Source organism: Cohnella endophytica (assembly GCF_003628305.1).
Taxonomy (GTDB): Bacteria; Bacillota; Bacilli; order Paenibacillales; family Paenibacillaceae; genus Cohnella; species Cohnella endophytica.
Genome location: NZ_RBZM01000008.1, coordinates 443874 through 464094 on the forward strand (window position 1 = coordinate 443874; position 20221 = coordinate 464094).

At 54.7% G+C, this 20221-nt stretch carries 18 protein-coding genes; 15 read left to right on the forward strand and 3 right to left on the reverse strand.

All coding sequences use genetic code 11. The features are described from left to right. Positions 1-62 precede the first annotated feature (62 nt). The 7 genes from D7Z26_RS20140 to map all read left to right on the forward strand — a co-directional run bounded on the left by D7Z26_RS20140 (position 63) and on the right by map (position 9506). Positions 63-2408, forward strand: coding sequence for a 3-hydroxyacyl-CoA dehydrogenase/enoyl-CoA hydratase family protein (locus tag D7Z26_RS20140; protein ID WP_407643534.1), 2346 nt, complete (start codon positions 63-65; stop codon positions 2406-2408). 24 nt (positions 2409-2432) lie between these two features. After that, entirely contained in the window at positions 2433-3620 is a 1188-nt protein-coding gene (locus D7Z26_RS20145; protein WP_120978804.1) for a thiolase family protein, read from the forward strand. 29 nt (positions 3621-3649) lie between these two features. Continuing rightward, on the forward strand, positions 3650-5443 hold the full coding sequence (locus D7Z26_RS20150) for an acyl-CoA dehydrogenase family protein (protein WP_120978805.1): 1794 nt from the start codon (positions 3650-3652) through the stop codon (positions 5441-5443). A gap of 30 nt (positions 5444-5473) precedes the next feature. Continuing rightward, positions 5474-7153 (forward strand): long-chain-fatty-acid--CoA ligase, encoded by a 1680-nt coding sequence (locus D7Z26_RS20155; protein WP_120978855.1) that lies wholly within the window; start codon positions 5474-5476, stop codon positions 7151-7153. 236 nt (positions 7154-7389) lie between these two features. Continuing rightward, positions 7390-8214, forward strand: coding sequence for an FHA domain-containing protein (locus D7Z26_RS20160; RefSeq protein ID WP_120978806.1), 825 nt, complete (start codon positions 7390-7392; stop codon positions 8212-8214). Positions 8215-8453: 239 nt separating this feature from the next. After that, positions 8454-8642 (forward strand): hypothetical protein, encoded by a 189-nt coding sequence (locus D7Z26_RS20165; protein ID WP_120978807.1) that lies wholly within the window; start codon positions 8454-8456, stop codon positions 8640-8642. A 111-nt stretch (positions 8643-8753) separates the two neighbouring features. After that, a complete protein-coding gene (gene map / locus D7Z26_RS20170) occupies positions 8754-9506 on the forward strand; it encodes a type I methionyl aminopeptidase (RefSeq protein WP_233567067.1) in 753 nt (250 codons plus the stop codon). Positions 9507-9530: 24 nt separating this feature from the next. Here map and D7Z26_RS20175 read toward each other — a convergent pair whose 3' ends face one another. After that, a complete protein-coding gene (locus D7Z26_RS20175; RefSeq protein ID WP_120978808.1) occupies positions 9531-10265 on the reverse strand; it encodes a YhcN/YlaJ family sporulation lipoprotein in 735 nt (244 codons plus the stop codon). Positions 10266-10672: 407 nt separating this feature from the next. Between D7Z26_RS20175 and coxB the strand changes: the two genes are divergently transcribed. The 7 genes from coxB to D7Z26_RS20210 all read left to right on the forward strand — a co-directional run bounded on the left by coxB (position 10673) and on the right by D7Z26_RS20210 (position 17388). After that, on the forward strand, positions 10673-11704 hold the full coding sequence (gene coxB / locus D7Z26_RS20180; protein ID WP_120978809.1) for a cytochrome c oxidase subunit II: 1032 nt from the start codon (positions 10673-10675) through the stop codon (positions 11702-11704). Positions 11705-11785: 81 nt separating this feature from the next. Continuing rightward, complete coding sequence (gene ctaD, locus D7Z26_RS20185) at positions 11786-13585, forward strand: cytochrome c oxidase subunit I (RefSeq protein ID WP_120978857.1); 1800 nt, start codon at positions 11786-11788, stop codon at positions 13583-13585. Further along, complete coding sequence (locus tag D7Z26_RS20190) at positions 13582-14202, forward strand: cytochrome (ubi)quinol oxidase subunit III (protein WP_120978810.1); 621 nt, start codon at positions 13582-13584, stop codon at positions 14200-14202. The genes ctaD and D7Z26_RS20190 overlap by 4 nt, the downstream gene beginning before the upstream one ends. Position 14203: 1 nt before the next feature. After that, complete coding sequence (locus D7Z26_RS20195) at positions 14204-14527, forward strand: cytochrome C oxidase subunit IV family protein (protein ID WP_120978811.1); 324 nt, start codon at positions 14204-14206, stop codon at positions 14525-14527. A gap of 118 nt (positions 14528-14645) precedes the next feature. Then, positions 14646-15563, forward strand: coding sequence for a cytochrome c oxidase assembly factor CtaG (ctaG, locus tag D7Z26_RS20200; protein ID WP_120978812.1), 918 nt, complete (start codon positions 14646-14648; stop codon positions 15561-15563). 97 nt (positions 15564-15660) lie between these two features. Then, entirely contained in the window at positions 15661-16122 is a 462-nt protein-coding gene (locus D7Z26_RS20205) for a DUF420 domain-containing protein (protein ID WP_120978813.1), read from the forward strand. Between the two features lie 93 nt (positions 16123-16215). Next, complete coding sequence (locus D7Z26_RS20210; protein WP_120978814.1) at positions 16216-17388, forward strand: MFS transporter; 1173 nt, start codon at positions 16216-16218, stop codon at positions 17386-17388. A gap of 3 nt (positions 17389-17391) precedes the next feature. Here D7Z26_RS20210 and D7Z26_RS20215 read toward each other — a convergent pair whose 3' ends face one another. Next, a complete protein-coding gene (locus D7Z26_RS20215; RefSeq protein ID WP_120978815.1) occupies positions 17392-18093 on the reverse strand; it encodes a GntR family transcriptional regulator in 702 nt (233 codons plus the stop codon). 147 nt (positions 18094-18240) lie between these two features. On the opposite strand from D7Z26_RS20215, the gene D7Z26_RS20220 reads away from it, so the two are divergent. Continuing rightward, complete coding sequence (locus tag D7Z26_RS20220; RefSeq protein ID WP_199731744.1) at positions 18241-19266, forward strand: HoxN/HupN/NixA family nickel/cobalt transporter; 1026 nt, start codon at positions 18241-18243, stop codon at positions 19264-19266. Between the two features lie 2 nt (positions 19267-19268). On the opposite strand, the gene D7Z26_RS20225 is transcribed toward D7Z26_RS20220, so the two are convergent. Continuing rightward, positions 19269-20054, reverse strand: coding sequence for a hypothetical protein (locus tag D7Z26_RS20225; RefSeq protein ID WP_120978816.1), 786 nt, complete (start codon positions 20052-20054; stop codon positions 19269-19271). Positions 20055-20221 lie beyond the last annotated feature (167 nt).

The following is a 20221-nucleotide window of genomic DNA, read 5'->3' on the forward strand; positions in this document are numbered from 1 at the left end:
GATAACGGATATGTCGATTAAATATTCCGCGGTAGAAAATGAGTCGAAGGGAGCGAGGCCACTTGTGGAACGTACGGAAGGCGGCGGTAATCGGGGCGGGGGTGATGGGGTCGGCAATTGCCGCCCATCTGGCGAATGCCGGCATTCCGTGCCTGCTGCTCGACTTAGAGGGGCTAGCGGCCAGAGGCGTGGCGAGGCTGAAGGAAACGAAGCCGTCGCCGCTGTACGATCCGGCTTTCGTCGCCCGTATTCGGACGGGTGACCTGGAACGGGACCTCGCGCAGCTAGCGGAGTGCGACTGGGTTATCGAAGCAGTGTCCGAGCGGCTGGATATCAAGCATAGCGTCTGGAAGCTGATCGATTCCGTCTGGAAGCCGGGCATGATCGTCAGCAGCAACACTTCGGGGTTGTCGATCAACGAGGTCACCTCGGTGTGCGGCGAAGCCTGCCGACGAATGGCGATGGTTACGCATTTCTTCAATCCGCCGCGGTACATGAAGCTGCTGGAAATCGTTCCTTGCCGCGATACGGATCCGCAAGCGGTCAAGGAGGTCGCCCGCTTCTGCCAAGAGCGGCTGGGAAAAGGCGTCGTCATGGCCAAAGACACGCCCAATTTCATCGCCAACCGGATCGGGACTTACGCGATGCTGGCGACGCTGCGGGCGATGGAGAAGCACGGGTTGACGGTCGACGAGGTCGATGCAGTGACCGGACCGTTGTTGGGGAGACCGAAGAGCGCGACGTTTAGGACTCTGGATTTGGTCGGTCTAGATACGTTCCTGCACGTCTGCCGCAACGTGCGCGAGAACGTGTCCGATCCGGTAGAGGCGGAGGCTTTCGCCGCGCCGGAGATCGTGGAGGAGCTCGTGAGAAGGGGATGGCTCGGAGAAAAAAGCGGGGGAGGCTTCTATCGCAAAAACCGCGCGGCGACTGCCGGCGGAGACAAGATCGAAGTGCTCGATCCCGCGACGATGACGTATGGACCGCGCGCGAAAGCTTCTTCGCCCGCGCTCGAGGCGGCCAAGACGGCTCGAGGCGTTGCGAGCAAGCTCCAAGCATTGCTGGAAGCGGCGGATCGCGATCGGTTAGCCGCGTTCGCTCGGGATGTGCTGGAGGCGACGATCTGTTATTCGGCGGAGAAAATAGGCGAGATCGCCGACACCGTCATCGAGATCGACGAAGCGATGAGATGGGGCTTCAACTGGGAGGAGGGTCCGTTCGAGACTTGGGATTCGCTTGGCGTAACGGAGACGGCGGCCCGTCTCGAGGAGCGGGGGATTGCGGTGCCGGCCCCCGTGGCGGCGATGCTGGCCAAGGGCTCGAGCGCCTTTTATATCCGCAAAGCCGGAAGCGTATTCCATTACTCGCAAGGACATTACAAGTTCGTGGACGAACGGCCGGAAGAAATCTCGTTGCGCGCTTTGCGAGAGAAAGGCAGAACCGTATTCGCAGGCGACGGGGCTAGATTGATCGACTTAGGCGACGACGTGGCTTGCTTGGAGTTTCATTCCCCGCACAACGCGATCGGCCCGGGAGTGCTGTCCGCCATTCGCCAGGCGTCCGAGGAGGTAGACCGCAACTGGCGCGGGCTCGTGCTTGCCAACGAAGGGCGCAATTTCTGCGTCGGGGCCAATCTGATGCTGTTGCTCATGGAAGCGGAGAACGGGGAATGGGAAGAGATCGACCTCATTATTCGCGATTTCCAGATGAGCATGCGGGCGCTTCGCGTCATGCCTCGCCCGGTCGTGGCGGCGCCTCACCGCATGACGCTGGGAGGCGGAGTGGAAGCTTGTTTGCCGGCGGATCGAATCTTGTTCTCGGCGGAGACATACTTCGGACTCGTGGAGACGGGAGTGGGGCTGATTCCCGCGGGAGGCGGTTGCCTGGCGGCTGCGGCGCTAGCCCAAGAACGGGCGGAGGCGGCCGGACTCGATGACGTTACGGCGCCGCTGTCCCGTCTGTTCGAGACGATCGCGATGGCGAAAGTGTCGGATAGCGGACATGACGCGAAGCGGCTGGGGTTCTGGCGAGCGGGGGACGGCGTCGTCATCCGCGAGGAAGTTCGCATCGCCGAGGCAAAGCGCGCGGTGCTAGGACTCGATCGCCTCGGATACGAAGTGCCCGACGCGGAGAGGCGAGTGGCGGTCGGAGGCCGGGAGGCGGCGACCGTGATGAAGCTGGGCGTGTCTTCCATGAGACGCGGCGGCTATATTACGGACCACGACGTCCGTATCGCCGGGAAGCTGGCGGACGTGCTAACGGGAGGGGACGTTCCGGCCGGAACGATCGTACCGGAGTCGCGTTTACTCGATCTAGAGCGCGAGGCATTCCTAAGTCTTTGCGGGGAACCGCTCACGCAAGCCCGCATGCGGCAGATGCTTGCCACCGGCAAGCCTCTGCGCAACTAGGAACAGGTGAAGGAGATGAGTGCCATGCCGGGTAGAGAAGCCGTCATCGTCTCCGCGGTGCGCACGGCGGTCGGCCGGGGAAAGAAGGGCGGTTTCGCGCAAACCCGACCGGAAGACCTAGGGGCAACGGTTCTGCGTGAAGCGGTCGGGCGCGTGCCCGGGCTCCATCCTTCCGCGGTGGACGATATCGTCTTCGGTTGCGCGATGCCGGAGGGAGAACAGGGACTGAACGTCGCCAGGTTGCTGGCCTTGCATGCGGGCTTTCCGGTACAAGTATCCGCAGTCACCGTAAACCGTTTCTGCGCTTCGGGATTACAGGCCATCGCGCAAGCGGCCTCCGCGATTCAGAGCGGCTACGCCGACACGATCGTCGCCGGGGGCGTCGAGAGCATGAGCCGCGTTCCGATGTCCGGGTTTAAGCCGTCGCCGCATCCGGGGCTCTGGGATGCGATGCCTGCCGCGTATATGGGCATGGGCCATACCGCCGAGCTCGTCGCCAAGCGATGCGGCGTCACGCGAGAGATGCAAGACCGCTTCGCTGCGGATAGTCATCGCAAAGCCGCTCAGGCGATCGTATCGGGACGATTCGAAGATGAGCTTGTTCCGGTCCTCGCGTCGGCGACTGAAGTCGATCCGGTCTCGGGCGACATCCGTACAAGGCAGTTGACCGTCGGCAAGGACGAGTGCGTAAGGCCGGACACGACCGCCGAGAAGCTGGCGGCGCTCAAGCCGTCTTTCGCGATTAAGGGGACCGTCACCGCAGGTAACTCCTCTCCCTACAGCGACGGAGCCGCGGCGGTCGTCGTCATGAGCCGGGAGAAAGCGGAGAGCTTGGGCGTCCAGCCGATGGCCGTATTCCGCGGCTATTCGACCGCCGGTCTTCAACCCGAGGTGATGGGCCTGGGTCCGGTAGAAGCCGTGCCCAAATTGCTTCGGCAAGCGAAGCTCGAGACGGAGCAAATCTCTCTTTGGGAGATCAACGAAGCGTTCGCGGCGCAGTGCATTCCGGTCATAGACCGGCTGGAAATCGATTCGGAGCTCGTGAACGTAAGCGGAGGCGGTATCGCGCTCGGCCATCCGCTGGGCTGCACGGGAGCAAAGTTAACCGTAACCCTGCTGCATGAGCTGAGGAGGTTGGGCGGAGGATACGGCGTCGTGACGATGTGCGTCGGAGGCGGCATGGGAGCCGCGGGACTGTTCGAAGTGTTGTAAGGACTCTCCAATAAAGGAGGTGGCGCGCGATGGCTAATCCCGTATGGGGAGGCGGCAGATTTATCGTGGACGATGCCCTGCCGGAGCAGGTCGTGACGCCGGAAGATTTCACCGAAGAGCAGCTTATGCTGGCCGACACGGTGCGCGCGTTCGTCGAACGGGAGATTAAGCCGCGGGACGCCGATATCGAGAAGCTGGATTACGAGCTGACCGTAAGGTTCATGCGCAAAGCCGGGGAAATCGGTCTGCTCGGGGCGGACGTTCCGGAAGCGTACGGAGGACTGGGCTTGGACAAAACCACGACGACGTTGCTCGCGGAGACGCTAGCTCCCGCTTCCTCCTTCGCATTGTCCGTAGGCGCGCATACGGGCATCGGCACGTTGCCGATCGTTTTCTTCGGAACGCCGGAACATAAGGCGCGCTGGCTGCCGAAGCTGGCAACGGGCGAACTCATCGCCGCCTATTGCTTAACGGAGCCCGGTTCGGGCTCGGATGCGCTCGGCGCGCGGACGAATGCCGTCTTGTCGGAAGACGGTCGGCACTATATTCTTAACGGCTCCAAGCTATATATCACCAACGCCGGCTTCGCCGACCTGTTCATCGTGTACGCGAAGGTCGACGGAACCCATTTCAGCGCCTTTATCGTCGAGCGCGATACGCCCGGCTTCACGATCGGACCGGAGGAGCATAAGATGGGCATCAAAGGCTCGTCCACCCGTCCGCTCTTCTTCGAGGATGCCCGAATTCCCTCGGACCAGTTGCTCGGAGAAGTAGGCAAAGGACATCTCATCGCCTTCAATATTTTGAATATAGGAAGATTTAAGCTTGCGGCGGGCTGCCTCGGCGGCATGAAAGAAGCGATACAGCTTTCCGCTTCCTACGCTAATCAGCGCAAGCAGTTCGGCAAAACGATCGCTTCCTTCCCGCTGATCGCCGCCAAGCTCGCGAATATGAATACGCTCGCATACGTGACCGAGAGCATGGTTTATCGGACGGCCGGATTAATCGACCACTCGCTAGGCCAAGTCGATTCCGGGCAACCGGAGGAAGGGTTGAACGCGGCCAAGGCGATCGCGGAATACGCGCTGGAATGCTCGATCAATAAAGTGTTCGCCTCGGAAGCGATGGATTCGGTCGTCGACGAAGGCGTGCAAATCCATGGGGGTTGCGGCTACATTCAGGAATACAAGATCGAACGGTTATACCGGGATTCGCGGATTAACCGGATTTTCGAAGGGACGAACGAGATAAACCGGTTACTCATTCCCGCAACGTTGCTGAAGCGCGCGCTGAAGGGAGAGCTTCCGCTGATCGAGAGAGCGCAAGCGCTGCAACGGGAGCTGTTGAAGCCTCCGCAGCTGAGTTCCCCGTCCGGGGCGCGCCAAGACCCGACGGAGAGCTTAACTTCGATTCTCTCCGCGCTTAAGAAGGTGTTCCTGATGGTCGGAGGCCTTGCGGTGCAGAAGCACGGGCTAAGGCTGGAGCGGGAGCAAGAGATCGTTGCCGCGCTCGCGGACGGCATGATCGATCTATACGCGCTGGAGAGCGCTTTGCTGAGAACGCGCAAGCTGGCGCAATCCGCGCCGGAATCGCCTCATCTGCAGCACGCGGTAGACATGACGGCCTTATTCGCCGAGGATGCGGCGGAGCGGGCGGGACGGCGGTCCAGAACCGTGCTTGCGTCGCTCGAGAAAGGAGAGAGTCTACGCCTTCAGTTGTCCGTGCTGAAGAGGCTGCTTAGATTCGATCCTGCGGATGCGTCCTTGATCCGCAGGCGCGTCTCAGCGTGCGTCATCTCCGCAGAGAGCTACGTCGGAATTTAAGGAGGCAAGAGCGTGAGCGACGATCCCGGCATGTGGTCGCAATCGGACGAACGTCCTTGGCTGCGGCATTATCCGTTTCAGGTTTCTTCCTCCTACGAATATCCCAAGATGAACGTGGCCAGGTTATTGCTTGATTCCGCCCGCGACTATCCGAACCGCGAGGCGCTCGATTTCCTAGGCAGAAGTTATTCCTATAAGGAACTGCTTCGGTTATGCACCAAGCTTGCGAACGCTTTGAAGTCGCAGATCGGAATCTCGAAGGGAGAACGTCTCGCGATCATGCTTCCCAACTGCCCGCAGGCGGTTATCGCCTATTACGCGGGATTGATGGCCGGGGCCGTGATCGTGATGACGAATCCGATCTATACCGAACGAGAGCTGCGTTACCAGCTTGCGGACAGCGGAGCGACGACGCTTATCGCGTTGGATTTGCTGGTTCCCAGGGCGTTGAAAGCCCGGGAGGGCACATCGATCAAGCGCATCATCGTTACCTCCCTGTCCGATGGGCTTCCTTTTCCGCAAAATAAGCTCTATCCCCTTAAGAGACGCAGGGAGCATCCCGGTCTCAAGATCAAATACAAAGCTTCGGAAGGCATTCTCCGTTGGTCGGCCGTCATGAGGCAAGGGAAGGCGGAGCCGATCTGCGAGGAAATCGAGTCGGATCGGGATCTGGCGATGCTCCAATACACGGGCGGTACGACGGGCCAGCCCAAAGGGGTCATGCTGACGCATGCGAACTTGCTCGCGAATACGAAACAGATCTCAGCATGGTTTCACCGTTTGGAGCAGGCGAAGGAAAAGTTTTTGGCGGCGTTGCCGCTCTTTCATGTTTTCGGGTTGACGGTGCTGTTGAATCTGGCGATCTTTAAAGCGGGGTCGATGCTCCTCGTTCCCCGCTTTGATCCGCGCATGGTGCTCCAGACGATCAGGCGACGCAAGCCAACCGTATTCCCTGGCGCGCCGACGATGTATATCGCGTTGTTGAACAGTCCGCTCGCGCGCGAAGGGGATTTCGGTTCCGTGCGCGTATGCGTAAGCGGGGCGGCTCCCCTTCCGCGGGAAGTGCAGGAAAGATTCGAGCAGCAATCCGGAGGACGGTTAATCGAAGGGTACGGAATGACCGAGGCGTCGCCCGTCACGCACTGCAACCCGGTATGGGGCTTCCGGAAGTCCGGAACGATCGGTATTCCTTTGCCAGACACGGAAGCGAGAATCGTCGGACCGGATAGTCTGGATCCGTTGCCGCTCGGAGAAATCGGGGAGCTGGCGGTTCGCGGTCCGCAGGTCATGGCCGGGTATTGGAACCGTCCGGAAGAAACGGATGCCGTTCTGCGCGATGGATGGCTTAGGACGGGGGATCTCGGGTCGATGGACGACGACGGATTTTTCTCGATCATGGACAGGAAGAAGGACATTATTCTCGCCGGAGGTTATAACGTATATCCGCGCGAAGTGGAGGAAGCTTTGTTCGAGCATCCCGCCGTGAAGGAAGCTTCCGTGATCGGAGTGCCGGACGATTATCGGGGGGAGACCGTCAAAGCCTATATCGTTCTGAAGGAAGGCTGGCAAGTATCGGAAATGCAATTGGATCGGTGGTGCAGGGACAGGTTGGCGGCTTTTAAGGTTCCCAAGCGCTATGAATTCAGGGACAGCTTGCCGCTAACGATCATCGGTAAAGTGCTGAAGAGGAAGCTCAAAGAGGACGCATGAGGAGGGACGGGTAATTCGCAGCCCGGCCTTCTTCGCGCCCGCGTTTCGCGGCTATTCCTAGCGCTCCTGCATAGAATCTTAAATTCCGCTAAATTCTACGGCTTGTTCGTTGATGGGAGCTCGCATATTAGATATACTATAGGCATATGAACCAATGAGAAGATTTCTGTTGCGAATAAATAAGAAAGCGTTTACAAAATAGAGATGCAGTCATTGGCAGAGACGAGGTGAAGGCATTGTCCGAACGGACCGAAGTTAAACGGGAGCGGAGGGAACGTCATGGAGCTCGGAGGTCGATCGGCTTCCGCAAAGCTCGCAAGCTTATTGTTTCGGTTAGCGCGTATATCGGTTTGGCGGCTTTGCCGTTGCCCGTGTCCGCCTCCGCAAGACCCATCCAGTCTGCGTCCTCTAGGATGGAGGCCGGAGCGTTGCCGCTATTCGCGGCGCTAGGAATCGGTATATTCGTAGCCGTGGTTGCAGTCATCGCTTTCCTTCAGATGACGGGCAAGGACAAGGAATTAAGGGGACCGTACACTATCAAGGATACGGAACCCGAGTCGGAAGCGGATTCGTACGGCGCCGGAGCTCATGTCGAGGCAGAGGAACATGCGCTTTCGGAAGAGTGGAACGACGGGGAGTCGGTGCCGGACGACGCGTACGAGGAGCATGCGCTGACGGATTACACGATTCCCGTGACGCGGATTTTATCGTACCCCGGGCACGCGGAACCGGCCGTGGATCATGAGCCGCGCCTGCGCGGCTTGGAGGGCGAGCATGCGGGGAACAGCTACCGGATCGCCAATCATCGACTAACGTTCGGACGCGATCCCGCGCATTGCTCGGTTCTGTTCCCCTACGAAGCCGGGGAGATCAGCAGGGTGCATTGCACGTTGAAATACGATGAGGAGAGCGGGTTGTTCATTCTCGAAGACAACGGTTCGTCCAATGGAACATTCTTAGGCAACGGAGAGCGGCTTCAGCCCGGCGTGCGGCGCGAGCTTCGAGCGGGAGAGCGATTCTCGCTATCCGGCAAAGAGCAGCTGTTCGAGGTGTTGGACTAAGATGTACGCGGCATCATAGGCAAACTCCCGCGATAACAGATGCCTGTCGTTTTTTACTTTATCCCCCAGTAGAATAATGGTATAATGAGTAAATGCAGGAACGTTATCCTTTACGGCAAGTAGCGGTGGAACATCGAAGCTGAATGCAGAACCTGAACTCGGTTCTCCAGGTGGCGAAATACCGCCTCCGTTCCGGGATTTGCGCCGGGCCGGAATCCATTCCACTGGGAGGGAATTGCATGGCCAAACGCAGCCACAACGAGGTTCAAGAAAGTTTGCGAGAACTGACTAGAATTTTCCGTCCCAAGGATCCGCGCAAGTTCGTTCGTGATTACATTCGCAAGTACAGAATTACAGGTGGTTATGAAGATGAATTGACGACGCTCGTTGAACGCGAGTTGACTAAATTAAATTCGCCCGCCTCATGATGAGACAGGTTCGAACCGACTAAGCTAGGGGAACTCCCCGGACGCTTGTCGGTTTTTTTTGTTCCGATTCCCGCCATGCGGAATAAAGATGTATCAGGAGGAGGTGGGGGCGTGGCAACGGAAATTCCGATCCGCACGCTCGAGGAGATCGCTAGGATTGCCGAAGCGGGCAAGCTCGCGGGGCAACTGAGGCGAGAACTCGGAAGAAAGGTCAAGCCGGGAGTAACGACGATGCAACTCAATCAATTCGCGCATCAATATATGAAGGAAAAGGGAGCGAGTCCGGCGCAGCTAGGTTATTACGGATATCCTCATGCGATCTGCGCCGCGGTCAACGATTGCGTGTGTCATGGGATGCCCGACGATCGGCCGTTAAGGCAAGGCGAGCTCGTAACGCTCGATTTCGTCGTGGAATTGAACGGGTGGATGGCCGATACGGCTTGGACGTTCGCGGTCGGCGCCGTTTCGGACGAAGCGAAGCGGCTGCGCAAAGCCGCCTACGAGGCGATGATGCAAGGCATAGCTCAGACGAAGGCGGGTAGAACGATCGGAGATATCGCCGCGGCAGTGGGAAGAGTGGCGGAGAAGGAGCCACATGGCATCGTGAGTATGTTCGGAGGGCATGGGATCGGAAGGGTGATGCACGAACCGCCCGAAGTTTCATATGTAGGCAAAGCAAGAACGGGCCGAAGATTAAAAGAGGGCATGGTAATCACGATTGAACCGATGCTGACGATCGGCTCTCCCGATGTCTATATCGGTGAAGACGGCTGGTCCGTCTTCACGTTGGAGGGCGGCTGGGCCGCCCAATTCGAACACACGGTGGCAATTACGTCGGAAGGGCCGGTTATTTTAACGAAATAACGATCCGTACGAGCCGCGAGCCGTTCAAGGTTTGCGGCTCGGCTCCGGGCTGGGCGTCGCTTTGAGATATAACGGCAAAGGAACTTTCTCGCTCTTGCCGAATGTATATTGTACTAACGTATTGAAGTCGTCGGTGAGCGGTGCTAGCGGCTTCTTGAGCCAAGCGGCCTTGGCGAATTCGATGGCTTGGTTCAGAAACTCCCGGTTCGCGGATATGTGCACCTCTTGCGCGCGCGGGGTAGCGCCGCGGACCGTATCGCCGATAACTTGCCGGAGCTCGGACGAGAGGTCGGTGTAGTCTTTATGGGTAAAGAAAGAATTATAAGGCGTCGCGACTTGGCGGTTGTCCCATTTGGAACTGCCGTTGCTCACGTTGTAGACGCCTTCCGTCGTTCCCGAGTTATCTTGCTCGTGCGTGCGGACTCCGCCTCTTGCCTCCGTTCCCGTCGCCGTCCAATCCGTCATAATGCCGACATAGGCATTTTTGTCGGTCAAGAACACAAGCGCGCTGTTGATGCCAGGTAAGCTGGCCACCTTGTTGGAAAGCTTGGAGCTGTATTCGAAATAACGGTTCTCATGCTGCTTCGGATCGGCGCTCGTGAACCCGTAGGAGCGGATATGCGTCATTTTCGGATCGTTCGCGCTGCGGCTCGCGTAATCGTTATGGCTTTTTTGGAAATAGGACTTGTAATTGCAGGCAGACAGAAGAACAAGCATAAAGCTAACCCCGATGAGAGCGCATGAACGTCGGGCGAACATGGGACAACCCCTCCTAATCTTCAGCATTGAGCATAGGATGGGCAATCGGCCGAAAAGTATACGCGGGGCGGCGCACATAAAACTCGGGCTAATTGGCAAAAAGAAGGGGGGGCGATAAAAAGCGAATACTGTCGGACAAGCGCCTTGGATGTTAACTTCGCCCTTTCGGGGAAGGGCCGTCCAAGAACGGTCGTAAGCCATGAAAACCTTAGAACGACGGTGTTTTTGACAGTTTTGAGAACAATTTGTGAACTGCTCTGTGAACATTGACAAACCGACAGACCAATCTTTATATTTATGAGAGTGCTTAAAGAGCGTTTGTTGCCTGGTCCAACATCCGTGTACATATAGAAACCGCAAGCCGAACAGGTTGCCGGTTTCTATGAAAACGTCAAATTGGGGTTGATATGATGAATCGGTGGCCTGTAATGAAGCGGCTGATTCCGCTGCTGACAGGTTTAGTGCTTTTACTGTCAGGGTGCGGAAGAGAAGACCTCTCAACTCTGAATCCGCAAGGACCGGTAGCTGAGAAACAATTAGATTTAATGAAGTTGTCCATCGGAATTATGGCTTTGGTCGTCGTTGTGGTATTCGCGATCTGCATCTACGTGTTGATCCGTTTCCGTCGTCGCAAGGGCGATAAATCCATTCCTAAGCAAGTAGAAGGCAATCACACGCTTGAAATCATCTGGACGGTTATTCCGCTTGTATTGCTTCTTATTCTTGGCGTACCTACGATCAAAGACGTATTCGGTCTTGCCAAGGATTACAGCAAGGACAAGGACGCCGTACAAGTCAAAGTCACGGCTCACCAATATTGGTGGGAGTTCGAATATACCGATTACGGTATTACGACCGCTCAAGAATTGATCGTACCTACGGATAAGAAAATTTCTTTCGAACTCGTCGGCGCGGACGTGAAGCATAGCTTCTGGATCCCATCGATCGGCGGTAAGATGGATACGAACCCTGGCGTAACGAACAGGATGTATCTGGAATTTCCTAAGGAAGGCGTGTTCCGGGGCAAGTGCGCGGAACTATGCGGACCTTCCCATGCTCTAATGGATTTTAAAGCAAAAGCGGTCAGCGAAGCCTCCTTCCAGCGCTGGGTAACGGCGATGAAGGCTCCTGCGGTCATGCCTGCGGATAAAGATCTCGCGGAGAAATTTACTTCGCAATGCTTGAGCTGCCACGCAGTCGGTGAGAACGGCTCCAATAGCGCACCTAACTTGACCGGCGTCGGCGGTCGTCAAACGATCGGCGGCATTCTGTATAACGATGCAGAGGGCGGCGCGGAGAAAAATATCCACGACTGGGTAACCGATCCTCAGAAATACAAATCCGGAGCGATGATGCCTTCGGCGGAAGACAACAGTCTTACGGATGCGGATGTCTCGGCAATCGCGAAGTACTTGGCCGGATACAAGCTTGACTATTAATCAGTTGGAATTTTAAGGGGGTACGTGGCCTTGGCAGCACATGCGGCACATGCACACACAGTCAAGCGATATAAAGGCTTGATGGATTGGCTAACGACCGTCGACCATAAGAAGATCGGTATTCTGTATATGATTGCAGGTCTGTTCTTCTTCCTGATCGGCGGCTTGGAAGCGATCATGATTCGGATTCAGCTGATGAAGCCGATGAACGACTTCGTTTCCGGTGATACGTTCAACGAACTGATCACGATGCACGGCACGACCATGATTTTCTTGGCGGCGATGCCATTGCTGTTCGCGCTCATGAATGCGGTTATTCCGCTTCAGATCGGAGCTCGCGACGTAGCGTTCCCGTTCTTGAACTCGTTAGGGTTCTGGACATTTTTCTTCGGAGGCGTGCTGTTGAACCTGAGCTGGTTCGCGGGTACGGTTCCGGACGCCGGATGGACGTCCTACGTTCCGCTGGCGGGGCCGAATTATAACTCGAACCATGGCGTCGATTATTACGTCATTGGCTTGCAGATCGCCGGTATCGGTACATTGCTCGGCGGTATTAACTTCATGGCGACGATTATCAACATGCGGGCGCCTGGTCTTAGCTTCATGAGACTGCCGATGTTCACATGGGCGATCTTCATCACTTCCGCTCTGATCGTGTTCGCGTTCCCTGTCCTTACGGTAGGTCTGGTCGCGCTCATGTTCGATAGGCTATTCCATGCGAATTTCTTCGAGATAGGCAACGGAGGCAGCGAGGTACTCTGGGAGCACATCTTCTGGGTGTTCGGTCACCCCGAGGTATACATTCTGATCGTACCGGCGTTCGGGGTTATCTCCGAGGTCGTCAGTACGTTCTCCCGTAAGCGTCTGTTCGGTTACAGCTCCATGGTGTTCGCTACCGTATTGATCGCCTTCCTAGGCTTCATGGTATGGGCTCACCACATGTTCACGACGGGTCTTGGACCTGTAGCGAACGGGTTGTTCTCCATCGCGACGATGTTGATCGCGGTGCCGACGGGGGTTAAAATCTTTAACTGGCTATTTACCCTCTGGGGAGGATCGATTCGATTCACGACGGCAAACCTGTTCGCGATCGGATTTATCCCGACATTCGTAATGGGCGGCGTTACCGGCGTTATGCTGGCTTCCGCACCCGCGGACTTCCAGTATCACGATAGTTACTTCGTAGTCGCTCACTTCCACTACGTCATCGTAGGCGGATTGATCTTCGGTATTTTCGCCGGATTGCACTACTGGTGGCCGAAAATGTTCGGTCGTATGTTGAACGAGACAATCGGGAAAATTACGTTCTGGACGTTCTTCATCGGTTTCCACATGACGTTCTTGATCCAGCATTTCCTTGGTTTGCTGGGCATGCCGCGCCGGGTCTATACTTATCTGGACGGCCAAGGCTTCAATAACATGAACTTGATCAGTACGGTCGGCGCCTTCTTGATGGGTATCGGTACGATCGCGTTCTTGCTTAACATCTTCATCACATGGTCCAAACCACGTAACGCTGCAGCAGACGCTTGGGAAGACGGCCGTTCATTGGAGTGGTCGATTCCATCGCCGCCACCGGAATACAACTTCCAACAGTTGCCTCTCGTACGCGGTTACGATGCATGGTGGAAGGAAAAGATGGAAGGAAAGACGGCTATGACGCCTGCGGAACCGATCGGTTCGATCCACATGCCGTCCCCGTCGATTCTGCCATTGATCATGAGTATCGGATTGTTCATCGCAGGTTTTGGTTTCATGTACGATCACCTTATCGTCGGCGGCGTCGGTCTCTTGATTACGTTCGGCTGCATGATCGTCCGTTCTGTGTTTGACGATCACGGTTTCCATATCGAACCGGAAGATCAGGAGGTACATGCATGAGCGCACACGAACACGTAGATGGACAATTACCGCACGAGCCCGAGAAAGCTACCCTTGAAGCCCGCAATAAGATTCTCGGCTTCTGGATCTTCCTTGGCGCCGAGACCGTATTGTTCGGAACTTTATTCTCCGCATTCCTGGCTCTTCGCCACAATATCGGAGACGGTCCTAAAGCCAGCGAGCTCTTCGAGCTTCCGATGGTATTCGCCGCGACGATGATCTTGCTTACTTCAAGCTTAACGAGCGTATTCGCGGTTCAATCCTTGCACCAACACAAGAAAAACGCGATGATCGGTTGGTTAGTCGTAACCATCGTATTGGGCCTCGCGTTCCTCGGTCTCGAGATTTACGAGTTCAGTCACTACTTGGACGAAGGTCATGGGTTCACGACAAGCGCATTCAGTTCTTCGTTCTATACGCTCGTCGGTTTCCACGGAGCCCACGTCGCGTTCGGGGTGTTGTGGATCTCGCTCGTTATCGGTCAGATTTTCAAAAAAGGCCTGACCGTAGTAACGGCGCCGAAAATCTATATCTCCGCCATTTACTGGCACTTTATCGACGTTGTATGGGTATTCATCTTCACCGTTGTTTACTTGATGGGAAAGGTGGCTGGTTAACTTGTCGAGCAACCATGACCATACGGTTTCCGGAGAGGCGCCGAAACGGCATAAAGTCGAAGGACCGCAGAAGCACATCGTTGGTTTTATTTTATCGTTAGCGTTAACGATCATCGCGTTTGCGGCCGTATCCGCGGGCGATATTAACCCGACCTTTACGTACATTATTCTCGTGGGCATGGCGGTCGTTCAAGTGTTCATTCAGATGGCATTCTGGATGCACATGAAAGATCGCGGACATCTGTTCCCGATCATCGGGATTCTTGCGGGAGTGTTCGTCGTATTCACCATGGTGATCATGGCGTTGTACTGGGTTTGGTGGTAAGTCATACTTGATTGAACTGCAGAGAGGCGGGCCACAATCCGACCTCTCTTTTTTTAGTAACGGGGAAGATTAAGTTACGGAACCAATTAAGCAAGCAAGGAAAGGGGGTTGGCGTACAATGTGGGGTTTGGAGTATTTTTCGTTTCGCGACTTGTGGAGCCCGATGTTCCTCGTCTTTATGATGGCGATCGTCGTTCTATATACATTCGTGATCGGACCGTGGAGACATCGGTTCGCGGGCAACGAACCCGTCTCGGTATCGCGTCAATTGGCATTCGTATTCTCGATTGCCGTATTGTATTTAACGCAAGGCGGTCCGCTTAACCTGCTCGGGCATCTGATGTTTACGTTCCATATGACGAATATGGCGTTGTCTTATATTCTCGTGCCGCCGCTATTGATCTATGGAATTCCGGACTGGTTATGGCGCAAAGCGTTCAGCGCGAATTTCTGGAGATTAGGCGTATTCCGGCTTATTATGAACCCGATTATCAGCTTGGGAGCGTTCACGCTGCTGTTCTCGTTCTACCACATGCCGGATAACCACGATTGGATCATGACGCATTTAGCGATGCACAGATTTTATTACATTTTGCTGTTCGTATCGGCGATGATGATGTGGTGGCATGTGTATTGTCCGATTCCCGAGTGGAAGCGCATGTCGAATCTACTGACTCTCGGTTACGTATTCATGAGCGGCCTTCTGCTTACGCCCGCCTGCGCCATGATCATATTCGCGTCGGAGCCGTTGTTCGCCGTGTATAATGATCCCCAAGTATGGGTAAAGGCGATGGGTTATTGCGTGAGCGGAGATCCTGCTGCCTTGCTAAGCAAGTTCCATGGACCGTCTTTCTTTAATCTGATGAGCGGCAAAGACGATCAGCAATTGGGCGGAATCGTTATGAAGCTGCTGCAGGAATTCGTGAATGCCGCGGCTCTGTATGCGGTGTTCATGCAATGGTACCGCAGAGAGCGCGCGAAGGAAGACGACAACGTGACCGATCCGATAGCCGCTCGCAGATTGAACAATCTGTGACGGTAAGCCGAAACGTTTGAACAAAACGAATCGGACAGTTACAATGGAATAAAAGCAGTCTACTAGCAGTTATGACGATAGAACGGGTGAAATGGACATGTCGTGGTATGATATTTTTCCGTTAATCAGCACGAGCTTTATTCTCATTAGCGGAATTCTGGTCGCGATCGGATGGTCGCTCATTATTAAGAAGAAACGGGAAGCGCATGAGAAGGTCATGGTAGCAGCCGCGATTGCCGCTTCGCTATTTTTCATTATCTACGTTTCTCGCACGATCTTCATTGGCAATACGATGTTTAACGGACCGGAAAGCTTAAAGATACTCTATCTGATCTTCCTTCTGTTCCATATTGTCCTCGCGACGGTCGCGGCGGTATTCGGGATCACGACGTTAACGCTTGCGTACCGCAAGAAGTTCGCCAAGCACCGAAAATGGGGCAAAACGACGGCGCTCATCTGGTTCGCAACCGTCATTACCGGCGTAACGGTGTACGTACTGCTCTATCTGTGCTATCCGGGCGGACATACGAAACCGGTCATCCATGCGATATTCGGTTAATTCGATTAAGATTAGACCCCCGGGGAGCTTGCGTTCCCTGGGGTTTTCGTTGTTTCATGGGCAAGCGACAGACTACTAGGAACGGATGATTGAATGATTTCGGATCGGGTACCGGCGGGGTTATCGAGTTATCGATTAATTTCCTTGCTTCTTGTCGTCGTGGTTGCCGGTATGAGCCAAGGGCTTTTACTGCCCTTGCTGTCTATCTTGTTAGAACGCTCCGGCATTTCGTCGGACATGAACGGCATGAACTCTGCTGCGCTTTATATCGGCGTATTCTGTACGATGTTCTTCGTGGAGAAGCCGGTGTTGCGGTTCGGATACAAGAGGGTCATTATGGCCGGCATATTGCTGGTTACCCTCGCGAATCTTCTGTTTCCGATCGGCCATTCGCTGGTCCTATGGTTTGTATTGCGTTTAATCGTGGGCGTCGGAGATAGTTCGCTTCATTACGCGACCCAGCTATGGATCGTCAGTTCGAGTCCGGCGGATCGCAGGGGAAGGTATCTTTCCTTATACGGCATGGCTTATGGCGCGGGTTTCAGCATAGGACCGCTAGGGATGAACCTGCTGCCGCTGGGCGAATGGGTTCCATTCGTAGCGACTAGCCTCTTTTTCGCAATCGTAATGTTGCTTGTCCTGAAAATGCCGAACGAATATCCGGAGCGCGCCCGCAAGAGGGAGTCCGGAGAAAATCGATTCGTGAGAACGTATCGTCTCGCATGGTTCGTCTTGATTCCAGGCTTGCTGTACGGATTGATGGAATCATCGATGAATAGCAGCTTTCCTCTTTACGGCGTTCGGATGGGATTCGGCACGGAATGGATATCCCTCTTGCTTTTGGCTTTCGGGATTGGGAGTCTCGTCTTACAGCTGCCCTTGGGCATATGGAGCGACAGGATTGGCCGGAAGCCGATTCTGATGGGGTGCGGGTTCGTGGGTTCGCTGCTGTTCGTAGCGATTCCTTTCGCGGGGGATCGGCTATTTACCTTGCTTATTTTGTTCGCGCTGACCGGAGGGTTGGTGGGGTCCTTTTACTCCTTGGGCTTGGCCTATGCGGCGGACATTCTACCCAAGGCGATCCTTCCGGCGGCGAGCGTGATCGCTTCTATTCACTTTAGCATCGGAAGCATTATTGGACCGACGCTTGGGGGATACGGCATCCGATACCTATCGAGCCACAGTCTCTTCTTGTTCCTGGGCTCGGTCTTCTTCCTGTTCGCGCTGGCAGGCTTCTGGTTCAAGCCGCGAAATGCTGCCGGATGAGATTTAGTCAATAAAATAATGAGGGAACTTCTCTCGCAGCGGCGGTATTTCCGAGTTCAGTTTCCCAAGGTGACGTTCCAATAATTGCAACACGCCCGCTTCATCCCGGTTTTTCAAGCAGTCGAACAACTCGAAGTGCTCCTGAACAAGACTCTTAGTCAAAACCAACTCTTTCATGGCCAAAAATCGCAGCCGATTAAGATGGCCCCGCATGTGATACACGACTTCAAGCAATGTCTCATTGCCTGCCAATTGCAGTACGCGTTCGTGAAAAACTTCATCCAACCGGAGAAACTGAACGATATCTTGCTCCGCTGCAGCTTCGCTCTGCTCGCGCAATAGGTTATTAATTTCCTTGTCCGCTTTAATGTATCGATGATCTAAGGTGTCCCACTGCTTGGCTACAAGCTTGAACGCGCTAGTCTCCAGACTTAAACGGACAAAGCTGCTTTCCTTCACCTTCAATTCGGATATACAAGCGATTTTCTTCGTTCGTTGGGGGAGAACCTCTATGAGCTGCTCCGATATAAGCAAATGGAATGCATCACGAATCGGAGTGCGGCTAATGTGAAGTGAATCGGCCAACTCGGTTTCCATAACGGTTTGGCCCGGTTCAAGCTGTAATGTAATGATGGCTTCTCGCAACGTCTCATAAGCTTGCGCTCCCAAATTTCTGAAGCCGGGCGCCGATTGACTTAAACGCATTTCATTTTTCACCTCGATGTGTTATGCTGTACTCACTTTTTAAGTATACGTGTATACATGTATACACGTCAATTGATGCTCTAATTCATAGTCTGCCTTTATATGATTGAAAGATATTGGTTGCGCCTAGGTCACGGGGGCGCTGGAATGGGAGAGAACGAAGAGATGAAGCAAGTACGTTGGAAAGGGTATGCCGCAGGGGTTATCATTCTACATATTGTAGGTATCGCTCTGTTGTTGAAATCGCTGCCGCAGCACCCGGCATTATTGGGATTCGGTATACTCGCTTATACGCTAGGTTTACGGCACGCCTTCGATGCCGATCACATTGCGGCTATCGACAACACGGTGCGTAAGTTGGTTCAGCAGAAGGAAAATCCGATCGGGGTCGGTTTCTATTTCTCGTTAGGACATTCTACAGTGGTATTCTGTATGGCCATTATCACTGCACTGGCGGCAAAATGGGCCGAGAACAGAATGCCGCAGTTGGCAGACATCGGGGGCATCATCGGGACTTCGGTATCCGGCGTTTTTCTTGTTCTCATGGGCGTATTCAATCTGTTCGTGTTCATAAGCATCTATCAAGTGTTTCGGAAAATGCGACATGATCATTACGACGAGAATAAGCTGGAAGAGCTGCTTCAATCGAGGGGACTCATCGCGCGTTTTCTGAATCCTTTATTCAAATTCGTCAACAAGAGCTGGCATGTATATCCGATCGGGTTTTTGTTCGGTCTTGGATTTGATACGGCGAGCGAAGTCGCGTTACTTGCGATCTCGGCAGGGGCTGTACAAAGCGTGATTCCTTTGACGGGGATTATAGCTCTTCCGCTCTTGTTCGCTGCGGGAATGAGCTTGCTGGACACGGCGGACGGAATCTTTATGACCACCGCATACAAGTGGGCTTTTCGAACGCCGCTGCGCAAAATTTATTATAATATGAGCGTCACGGGCGTATCTATTATCGCGGCGCTGGTCATTGGTTTGGTTGAGCTTGCCCAAGTGCTTATGCCGAAGCTCGGATTAACGAACGGATTCTGGGGATGGCTTCAAGAGCTGGATTTCGGCAGTCTGGGTTATATTTTGTTCGCGCTATTCGTCGTTTCGTGGGCTGTCTCCTACGGGATATGGAAATACATGAAGTTCGAAAAACGTTGGGTAGATATGAACTAAAGTCAATCCTTGGCCGCGGCGGGAAGCCGACTAATCAGGATAAACTTATCGTCCTTTAGTCGGAAGACGTAACGTAAGTGTTCCGGAGGCATAGAACCTTCGTCTCCGTAGCTTTCTATCGTCACCGTGCCGTTCTCGTTTAATAGGGGCTTGCGGTCGAGATATAGGGTGAAATGTTCGTAGAGCTCGTCTTTCTTATCCATCGCGAACGAAACCGGGAAGGCTTTCCCGTCGCTATTTACCCCATAGAAAAAATAGTCCGATCCGTAGCAAGTGTTGGTCAGCAAATGGAAGTAATAAATATCCACGCCATCAACGAGCAAATGCGGGATGGCCAAGATTTCTGAAGATTGGGCAGGCGAGCGGATTTCATCTCCGATCACGCCTAAGTCTTGCGCCGAATCCCCCTCCTTATTCCGGTAAATGACATGGTAAACGCCGCTGAAGGCGTTGTCCCCTTCATTGCCGTAACAGGATGGCGCATCGAGCGTCGAGGCCATCTCCCCTTCCTCGGGAACAAGAGCTAACGTGCCGTATTGCCCATAACCTTCCGCGCGGTTGTAATTTGCCAGCTGTCCGGTCGCTTCTGCCGGCATACCCGATTCCGTCCCGGATGGCTCCGGAGACGGCGGCTCGATAGAGGGCTCATCGGTAGGAGCGCTCAAGGATTCCAAGGGCTCGGAAGGCGAGACGTCAGCCTGCGAGGCCTGCTGGGAAGCGCACCCTGCGCAAAGCGACAAAACTAGCAACAAAACCATCCACGTATTTCGCGAGCTCCGATTTCTCATTTTGCCCAACCTCTTTTTATCCGTATATTTCCTATCCCTATAACGGTTCATACCGCCGTCTAGTTGCAAATCTCAGGACAAACCCTGTCATCATCTCGCCGCTCGCCTAATATAGATAAGTTGAAAGGTAGAGCCGGATATCCGAATAGCTCGGAAAGGGTGAGGTG

Excerpts from the sequence above, each read along its gene's own strand:
- ctaG (WP_120978812.1), top strand. The coding sequence starts at position 14,646 with ATGTGGGGTTTGGAGTATTTTTCGTTTCGCGACTTGTGGAGCCCGATG.
- D7Z26_RS20220 (WP_199731744.1), top strand. The coding sequence starts at position 18,241 with ATGGGAGAGAACGAAGAGATGAAGCAAGTACGTTGGAAAGGGTATGCC.
- D7Z26_RS20210 (WP_120978814.1), top strand. The coding sequence starts at position 16,216 with ATGATTTCGGATCGGGTACCGGCGGGGTTATCGAGTTATCGATTAATT.
- ctaD (WP_120978857.1), top strand. The coding sequence starts at position 11,786 with ATGGATTGGCTAACGACCGTCGACCATAAGAAGATCGGTATTCTGTAT.
- D7Z26_RS20145 (WP_120978804.1), top strand. The coding sequence starts at position 2,433 with ATGCCGGGTAGAGAAGCCGTCATCGTCTCCGCGGTGCGCACGGCGGTC.
- D7Z26_RS20175 (WP_120978808.1), bottom strand. The coding sequence starts at position 10,265 with ATGTTCGCCCGACGTTCATGCGCTCTCATCGGGGTTAGCTTTATGCTT.
- D7Z26_RS20215 (WP_120978815.1), bottom strand. The coding sequence starts at position 18,093 with ATGCGTTTAAGTCAATCGGCGCCCGGCTTCAGAAATTTGGGAGCGCAA.
- coxB (WP_120978809.1), top strand. The coding sequence starts at position 10,673 with ATGATGAATCGGTGGCCTGTAATGAAGCGGCTGATTCCGCTGCTGACA.
- D7Z26_RS20165 (WP_120978807.1), top strand. The coding sequence starts at position 8,454 with ATGGCCAAACGCAGCCACAACGAGGTTCAAGAAAGTTTGCGAGAACTG.
- D7Z26_RS20190 (WP_120978810.1), top strand. The coding sequence starts at position 13,582 with ATGAGCGCACACGAACACGTAGATGGACAATTACCGCACGAGCCCGAG.
- D7Z26_RS20155 (WP_120978855.1), top strand. The coding sequence starts at position 5,474 with ATGTGGTCGCAATCGGACGAACGTCCTTGGCTGCGGCATTATCCGTTT.
- D7Z26_RS20205 (WP_120978813.1), top strand. The coding sequence starts at position 15,661 with ATGTCGTGGTATGATATTTTTCCGTTAATCAGCACGAGCTTTATTCTC.
- D7Z26_RS20225 (WP_120978816.1), bottom strand. The coding sequence starts at position 20,054 with ATGAGAAATCGGAGCTCGCGAAATACGTGGATGGTTTTGTTGCTAGTT.
- D7Z26_RS20150 (WP_120978805.1), top strand. The coding sequence starts at position 3,650 with ATGGCTAATCCCGTATGGGGAGGCGGCAGATTTATCGTGGACGATGCC.